This is a genomic window from Kitasatospora sp. NPDC058243 (genome assembly GCF_042882025.1).
In the GTDB taxonomy this organism is placed as follows: domain Bacteria; phylum Actinomycetota; class Actinomycetes; order Streptomycetales; family Streptomycetaceae; genus Kitasatospora.
The window spans coordinates 12,426-20,385 of sequence record NZ_JBHVWW010000074.1; the positions used below are offsets into that span (position 1 = coordinate 12,426).

The window sequence follows — 7,960 nt, forward strand, 5'->3', positions numbered from 1 at the left end:
CGAAACTCCCCTGGTCTTTCTCCCCTCCCCCCCCCCCGGGGCCGTTTCTCCTGCGGCTGCTTCTCGAACGGCTACCGGGCGCCCCAGGCCTGGTCGGTGGGGACGACCTCGCGGCCGAGCGGCATGAGGGAGATCGGGATCATCTTGAGGTTCGCCCAGCCGAACGGGATGCCGATGATCGACAGGAACAGCGGGATGCTGGTCACCAGGTGCGCGATCGCCAGCCACCAGCCCGCGAAGATCAGCCAGATGACGTTCCCGACGCAGGACGCCGCCCCGGCACCCGGCTTCTCCACGGTCGTCCGCCCGAACGGCCACAGTATGAAGCCGGCGATCCGGAAGGATGCGACGCCGAACGGGATGGTCACGATCAGCACGCAGCAGATAATTCCGGCGACGGTATAGGCAATAGCCATCCAGATACCGCAGAAGATCAGCCAAATGACATTGAGGACGAACTCGATCACCTTCATGGCCGACACCTTCTCACGGCTGCTGCTCGGGGTTCCACGATTCAGCCATGCCCGCCCCGGGCGCGTCTACGCCCTTAGGGGACGTTCCTCGGGGTTTGTTCCGGGGTCGGCGCGGGCGGACGTGCAGGGGCCGCACCCTGCGGAGGGTGCGGCCCCGGTGCGGCGGCTCGGATCAGGCCGGCGGAGTGCCGTCGGGCCAGACGCAGGGGGAGCTGACCCGGAGGGTGAGGTCGTGGCTGGCGTCGGAGACCCCGTCCAGGGTGGCGAGGAAGTCGTTCTTGGGGTTCTTCAGCCTGATCCAGTCGTTGTGGAAATTGGGGGGATCCTGAACCGGTTGGAAGCCCTGGCCGGTCAGGAACGTTCGGAAGGCGTTCGCCGCCTCGGCCTTGGGCGCGGACGGGACGTCGCCGAAGTCGTATCCCCGATGGGTCTGCGTCCTGCCGTGCGGTCCGATGTCGTTGGCGTCGCATTCCATGTCGAAGAAATCGCCCGAGCTCGCGGTCGGCTTGACCGGCAGCTTGGCCAGGGTGTCGGCGAGGTAGGTGTCGATCTGCTTCTTGGCCTGGTCGAGCGTGATCGTGGACTTCGACCGCTCGTTCAAGGTCTGCACGCCGCAGGCGTTCAGGGCCAGTACGGCGACCGCCAGCACGGCGGTGGTGGTGACCCGTCTGATCAGCGGGGTGTGCTCGGTGGTGCTCATGAGACCCGCTTTCCGGCGATGATCTGACCCATGGAGGTCAGGGTGGGCGAATCGTCGTTCCAGTAGTCCGAATGCCCCGCGTTGGGATTGGTGGGCAGGACCTGCGCGCCGAACTGGGGGACGGTGGTCTGTCGGCCGTGGATCAGGTGGTGGTCACCGTCGCCGAGGCCCCACGAGCTGGCGACGTTGTCGACGATGTTGTCCGTCATCCCGCCGGGGTCGGTGGCGGCGGCCCAGCCGATCGCGTCGGCCGGGCTCTGCGCCACGTACACGCGGGACGGGTCGATGTTCAGGTCCTTGGCGTTTTCGACGCCGCAGCCGGGGCTGGCGATGAGGACGACGTTGTCGACGGGAAGGCCCTTGTCGCGCATGGCGTAGCCCACGGTCGTGGTGCCGTAGCTGTGGGCGAGGACGGTGTTGTTCGACAGCTTTCCCTCGTGCGTGGCGTGCAGCCCGGTCTCGAAGGCGTGCAGCTTGTCCTCCGCGTTCTTCGCGTACTTGTCGTCCGCGGCCTCGGGGATGATCGTCTGCGGAGCGTCGTAGCCGACCCAGGTGATCGACGAGGTGGTGCTCGGGTCTTGCGCCTTCCGGTTGGCGTCGTTGGCCGACTTGACCATCAGGTCGGAGCGGTTGATGTCGCTGCCGATGCTGCCGAGCCGGGCGCCGGTGCCGGGTACGTACGTGGAGACGTTGTCGGCGGTGTCGGGGTTGTTGGCCGCGATGATCGCGTGGCCCTTGCCGTTGGTGTCGAAGCCCAGCAGGAAGGTGGGCGGGTGTTCGGCGTTGACCGGGGTGTTCAGCCGGTTCTCGATGGCCGTCACGCCCTTCAGCTTGTCTTCGAGGTCGTCGCGCTTCTGTTTCCACGCCGTGTAGTCGGGGTTCTGGACGGGCCCGCCGTTGGTCTCGGCGACGGACAGGTAGTGCTTCGGCTCCGGGCCGAGGCCGTCGAGCTGGTGTTGGAGGTCCTGCTTGCCGCGCTGGAGGTTGATCCGGTTGGCCTGGTCCCGGGCGAGCGCGGGGACGCCGTCGAGGGCGCCGACCTGGTCGGGGTGGTTGAGGATCATCCGGTGCTGCTGTTCGTCGGTCAGCCCGTTCCACCAGCCCTTGACGCTGTTCGGGTCGGTGCCGGCGGCGGGGACCTGTTCGAGCGCGTTCGCGGCGGCCAGGTCGGTCTTCGCCGTGGCGGCGTCGAGTCCGGTGCCGTCGCTCGCGTTGCCGGCCAGGTGGGCGAGCCGGGCGCTGATCGTCTGGTCCGCGTGGTCGGCCTCGGCGAGCGCGGCCGTGATCCGGCTGCTGATCTGCCGGGCCTGCGACTCGGCGTCGGTGCCGGCGAAGGTGGCGGAGCCGGGGTCGTTGTCCCAGGTGATCCCGCCGTCGGCGGCGACGGTCAGCTTGTGGGTCCTGGCGTCGTCGAGGGCGTTGATCAGGTGCGCCTGGGCGGCGGCGAAGCCCTCGGCCGCGTCGTACAGGGCTCTGCTGACGAGGCCGATCTCCTGTTGGGCGGCTTGGAGTTCGTTCTCCAGGAGCTGGATCCGGGCTTGGGCGTGACCGGCGGCGTTCCCGGTCCACTGGGAGTGGTTCAGCCGGTCGACGACCTCGTGCTGCCAGTTCTCGACGTGCTGGCCGAATGCGGTGGCCAGGGTGTCGAAGGCGGTCTTCGCGGTGGTGAGGTTGATGAGGTCGGCGTCGTGGAGGGTCTTGATGTCCATCGCTTACGCGGCCGCCTTCGCGTCGGCGGGCTTCACGGGGCCCGGGACGAAGGTCGTGTTGAAGGGGTCCGGTTCGTCGGGGACCGGTGCGGCCGGGTTCCGCATGCTCCCGTGGATGTCCTTCTCGACCTGGCGGTAGTAGGCGGCCGACGTGGCGAGCTTGGTGCCGACGTCGCCCATGTCGCCGCCGAGCTTGTCCAGCAGCGTCTTCCAGTTCGTGCCGCAGTTCTGGAGGGCGGCGGCGGTGAGCCAGCCCTTCAGGCCTCCGGCGGCCTGGTTGCACGGGTCGGTGATCTTCGCGGTCTCTCCCGGTATGAGTCCGCCGATGTGCTGGGCGCTCTGTCCGCAGCCGTCCAGTTCGGCTGGGTTGACCTTGAACTCCAAGGCCAGATCAGGATCTGCCATGTCTTTCCCCCCGTTGATGAGCCCCGGACCGGCGTGCGGCCCGGGTCCGTGTCGACAAACTGCTGACGGATGCTAACGGATCGATCTTCGGCGGCGGGGAGGGCGCGGGCCGGGCGACCTGCCCCGGCGCGGCCGGGGGCCGTGACTCGGGATACCCTGCGGGGGTAACTGGTGGCGGGATCGGTCGGGAGGTGGACGATGGCGGAGCCGCGGCCGGCCGTCCCCCGGGCCCTGCGCCTGCTGCTCCTCGCGGCGCTCCTGCTCGGCATCGTGGCGATGCACACGCTCGGCCATCCGACCGCCGGCGGGCACGGGGTGGAGCACGGGGCAGACCCGGGGCCGGCGCGGCACGCCGTGAGCGCCGGTCACCCGGCGGGCGCCGAGGAGACGGTGCACACCGCAGCGGCCGACGGCATGGATCCGATGACGGTGTGTCTGGCCGTCCTCGCCGGCTGGACGTTGCTGCTCCTCATCGCCGGCCCCCTGCTGCGGTACAGCGGTGACGTCGCCGCCGAGGTGAGGGCCCGGCTGCTGCGGGCCGTTCGCGCGCTGCCGCCGCCCGGAGGCGGGCGGATCCTCCTTGCCCGGTTGTCGGTGCTGCGTCAGTAGGCGTGTGCCGGCCGCCCCGTGTCCGCGCTCCGGCGCGGGCGGGACGGCCGTCGCGACGTCCTGCTCACCCACACCCACCGCACGAGGTGCACTCCGTCATGCGCACACCCACCCGTCGTACCGTGCTCGGCGCGGCGCTCGCCGCCGCCGGCACCGGTCTGCTCGCTGCCTGTTCCGCCGATCCGATGAAGGGCATGGACCATGGGGGCGCCGCCCCCACCACCCCGGGCGGCTTCGTCGCCCCCGGCGGCCCCGAGGTCGCCGCCGCCGAGGCGCGGCGAGGGCCCGGGCCGGAGCGCAAGGTCGCGCTCACCGCCACCGAGACGACGCTCGACCTGGGCGGCCGCACCGTCCGCAGCTGGGCGTACGGCGACCGCCTGCCCGGCCAGGAGGTGCGCGCCACGGTCGGCGAGACGCTCGCCGTCAGTCTCGCCAACCACCTGCCGCAGCCCACCTCGTTGCACTGGCACGGCCTCGCGCTGCGCAACGACATGGACGGCGTGCCCGGGCTCACCCAGGACGCGGTGCGGGCGGGCGCCGGCTTCGAGTACCGCTTCGCGCTCGCCCACCCGGGGACGTACTGGTTCCACCCGCACTCCGGTGTCCAGCAGGACCGCGGCCTGTACGCGCCGCTGATCGTCGAGGACCCGAGGGAGCCGCTGCGCTACGACAAGGAGTGGGTCGTCGTCCTGGACGACTGGGTGGACGGGGTCGACGGCAGCACCCCGGACGCCGTGCTCGCCGAACTCGCCCGGGGCATGGGCGCGATGGACCATGCGGGGATGGACCACTCGGCGATGGGCGGCCACGACATGGCGGCCATGGGCGGCACTCCAGCCGGCACCCCGAGTGCCGCCCCGCCCACCGCCGCCGGCCCGTCCCGGATGCTGATGGGCGCCCGCAGCGCGCTGCTCGGCGGCGACGCGGGCGACGTCGGCTACCCGTTCCACCTGGTCAACGGCCGGCTCGCCACCGCGCCCGAGACCTTCACCGCCAAGCCCGGCGACCGGGTCCGGATCCGGCTGATCAACGTGGGCGGCGACACCGCCTACCGGGTCGCGCTGGGCGGCCACGAGCTGACCGTCACCCACACCGACGGCTTCCCGGTCGAGCCGGCCACCACCCAGGCGCTGCTGCTCGGCATGGGCGAGCGCTACGACGTGCTGGTGACCGTCCAGGACGGCGTGTTCCCGCTGACCGCGCTCGCCGAGGGCAAGAACGCCGCCGCACTCGCCCTGCTGCGCACCGGCGGCGGCGCCGCGCCGGACGCCTCGGTGCGCCCGGCGGAGCTGGACGGCAGGCTGCTCGGCGCGGCACAGCTCAAGGCCGACCCGAGCGTGCGACTGCCCGCCAGGGCGCCGGACCGGACGGTGCGGCTGGAGCTCACCGGCGGCATGGCGAAGGCCGACTGGGCGTTCAACGGCCGCCGGTACGACCCGGCGCAGCGCTACCCGGTGGCGGCGGGGGAGCGGGTCCGGCTGGAGTTCCGCAACACCACGAGCATGTGGCACCCCGTCCACCTGCACGGCCACACCTTCGCGCTGCCCGGTGACGGGCCCCGCAAGGACACCGCGATCGTGCTGCCGGGCGCGACGCTCGCCGTCGACTTCGACGCCGACAATCCGGGCCTGTGGATGGTGCACTGCCACAACGTCTACCACGCGGAGACGGGCATGATGACCGTCCTCGGTTACCGGGGCTGACCTTCGCGGCACGCGGCGTCGGGGCGGGGGAGCGGCCCTGCCCCGACGCCGCGCGGCCGGCCCGTCGGCGCCCGGCCGCGGGCGTGCCGCCACCGGGCGCACCACCCGCCGCGACCTGCGGAGCAATGACGTTTTCTTAACGCGGGGCGATGACGCGTCCTTAACGCCGGTCGCATAGCCTGTCGCACTGCCGTCGCCCGACGGCGCTTTTACGGGGTCTTTAACAAGAGGTGCAAGGTGGTTTCGTCGGGTTCGACGGAGGCGGCGACGGCGGAACCGTCGTCGGCGCGAATACGGTTGCGCGGCTGGCTGCTGGAGGACGTGTCGGCGGACAAGCCGGCCACCGGGGAGGCCGGCCAGGACGGTTCGCAGGGCGGCGCGCAGGCGGGGGACTCCGGCGCGCACAAGGGCCAGCGCTGGTGGCGGGTGATGTGCCTGACCGGCCTGGACTACTTCTCCACGCTCGGCTACCAGCCGGGCATCGCGGCGCTGGCCGCGGGCGTGCTGTCGCCGATCGCGACGATCGTGCTGGTGATCGTCACCCTGCTGGGCGCGCTGCCGGTCTACCGGCGGGTCGCGCAGGAGAGCCCGCGCGGTGAGGGCTCGATCGCCATGCTGGAGCGGCTGTTGTCGTTCTGGAAGGGCAAGCTGTTCGTCCTGGCGCTGCTCGGCTTCGCGGCGACGGACTTCCTCATCACGATCACCCTGTCGGCCGCCGACGCGAGCGCGCACCTGGTGGAGAACCCGCACCTGACCAGCGTCCTCGGCGGCAAGCAGGTGCTGATCACGCTGATCCTGGTCGCGCTGCTCGGCGCGGTGTTCCTGAAGGGCTTCAGCGAGGCGATCGGCCTGGCGGTGGCCCTGGTCGCGGTCTATTTGGTGCTGAACGTGGTCGTGGTGGCCGTCGGCATCTGGAAGATCATCGAGGCGCCGCACGTGGTCACGGACTGGACCAGTGCGCTGACCGCCCAGCACGGCAACCCGGTGATCATGGTGGGCGTGGCGCTGGTGGTCTTCCCGAAGCTGGCGCTCGGCCTGTCCGGCTTCGAGACCGGCGTCGCCGTGATGCCGCACATCGAGGGGGACCCGGACGACACCGAGGAGAAGCCCACCGGCCGGATCCGCGGCACCCGCAAGCTGCTCACCACGGCCGCCGTGATCATGAGCTGCTTCCTGATCACCACCAGCTTCATCACCACCCTGCTGATCCCGGCCGACCAGTTCAAGCCCGGCGGCGACGCGAACGGCCGCGCCCTCGCCTACCTGGCCCACGAGTACCTGGGCGGCACCTTCGGCAGCGTCTACGACCTGTCCACGATCGCCATCCTCTGGTTCGCCGGCGCCTCCGCCATGGCGGGCATGCTCAACCTGCTGCCGCGCTACCTGCCCCGCTACGGCATGGCCCCGCACTGGGCCCGCGCGGTGCGGCCGATGGTGATCGTGCTGACCCTGATCGGCTTCCTGGTCACCTGGCTGTTCGACGCCAACGTGGACGCCCAGGGCGGCGCGTACGCGACCGGTGTGCTGGTGCTGATCAGTTCGGCGGCCATCGCCGTCACCATCGCCGCGTACAAGGCGAAGCAGCGGGGCTGGACCACCGCCTTCGCGATCATCGCGGCGATCTTCCTGTACACCACCGTGCTGAACTGCCTGGAGCGGCCGGACGGTCTGAAGATCGGTGCCTGCTTCATCGCCGGCATCATCCTGGTCTCGCTGCTCTCCCGGCTGCGCCGCGCCTTCGAGCTGCGCGTCACCGACGTGGTGCTGGACGACGTGGCGGAACGTTTCGTCAGGGACTACGCGCACCGCCCGCTGCGGCTGATCGCCAACGAGCCGACCCACCGCGACGTCGCCGAGTACCGCGACAAGATCCGCCAGATCCGCGCCGACAACGACATCCCCGGTGAGGACGACCTGGTCTTCGTCGAGGTGACTGTCCGGGACGCCTCCGACTTCGAGACCGAGCTGACCGTGCGCGGCGAGGTGCTGCACGGCCGCTACCGGGTGCTGACGCTGGAGAGCTCCAGCATCCCGAACGCGATCGCCGCGCTGGCCCTCACCATCCGGGACCGCACCGGGCAGCAGCCGCACCTCTACTTCGAGTGGACCGAGGGCAACCCCTTCGCCCAGTTCCTGCGGTTCTTCCTGTTCGGCCAGGGCGAGGTGGCCCCGGTCACCCGCGAGGTGCTGCGCGAGGCCGAACCCGACCGCAGCCGCCGCCCGCGCGTCCACGTCGGCTGACGCTCCGCCGCACAACGTCGTCGGCCCGCCCGGTCCTGTTTGGGCGAGGGGGGAAAAGGCCGGTTGGGGGGGGGGGGGGAGGAAGGGAGGAGACGGATTTGCTTACACAGTGAGGTAGGG

At 70.9% G+C, this 7,960-nt stretch carries 7 protein-coding genes; 3 read left to right on the forward strand and 4 right to left on the reverse strand.

The genetic code is table 11. From position 1 onward, the window contains the following. Positions 1-71: 71 nt before the first annotated feature. The 4 genes from ACFVX9_RS33655 to ACFVX9_RS33670 form a co-directional block, all read right to left on the reverse strand. Positions 72-473, reverse strand: a complete 402-nt coding sequence (locus ACFVX9_RS33655) for a YccF domain-containing protein (protein WP_063346584.1) — start codon at positions 471-473, stop codon at positions 72-74. 172 nt (positions 474-645) lie between these two features. Then, the gene (locus ACFVX9_RS33660; RefSeq protein WP_387985402.1) at positions 646-1,173 is read right to left on the reverse strand and encodes a hypothetical protein; all 528 of its coding nucleotides are present in this window, start codon (positions 1,171-1,173) and stop codon (positions 646-648) included. Then, positions 1,170-2,882: an alpha/beta hydrolase gene (locus ACFVX9_RS33665; RefSeq protein WP_387985405.1), complete on the reverse strand. Its 1,713-nt coding sequence runs from the start codon at positions 2,880-2,882 to the stop codon at positions 1,170-1,172. Before ACFVX9_RS33665 ends, ACFVX9_RS33660 begins: the two co-directional genes overlap by 4 nt. Before the next feature lie 3 nt (positions 2,883-2,885). Then, on the reverse strand, positions 2,886-3,287 hold the full coding sequence (locus tag ACFVX9_RS33670) for a hypothetical protein (RefSeq protein ID WP_380380759.1): 402 nt from the start codon (positions 3,285-3,287) through the stop codon (positions 2,886-2,888). 198 nt (positions 3,288-3,485) lie between these two features. Between ACFVX9_RS33670 and ACFVX9_RS33675 the strand changes: the two genes are divergently transcribed. From ACFVX9_RS33675 to ACFVX9_RS33685, 3 genes are all read left to right on the forward strand, one after another. Then, on the forward strand, positions 3,486-3,896 hold the full coding sequence (locus tag ACFVX9_RS33675) for a DUF6153 family protein (protein ID WP_387985407.1): 411 nt from the start codon (positions 3,486-3,488) through the stop codon (positions 3,894-3,896). Positions 3,897-3,994: 98 nt separating this feature from the next. Next, positions 3,995-5,599, forward strand: coding sequence for a multicopper oxidase family protein (locus ACFVX9_RS33680; RefSeq protein WP_387985410.1), 1,605 nt, complete (start codon positions 3,995-3,997; stop codon positions 5,597-5,599). A gap of 237 nt (positions 5,600-5,836) precedes the next feature. Continuing rightward, positions 5,837-7,840: an APC family permease gene (locus tag ACFVX9_RS33685; protein ID WP_063346578.1), complete on the forward strand. Its 2,004-nt coding sequence runs from the start codon at positions 5,837-5,839 to the stop codon at positions 7,838-7,840. Positions 7,841-7,960: the final 120 nt, after the last annotated feature.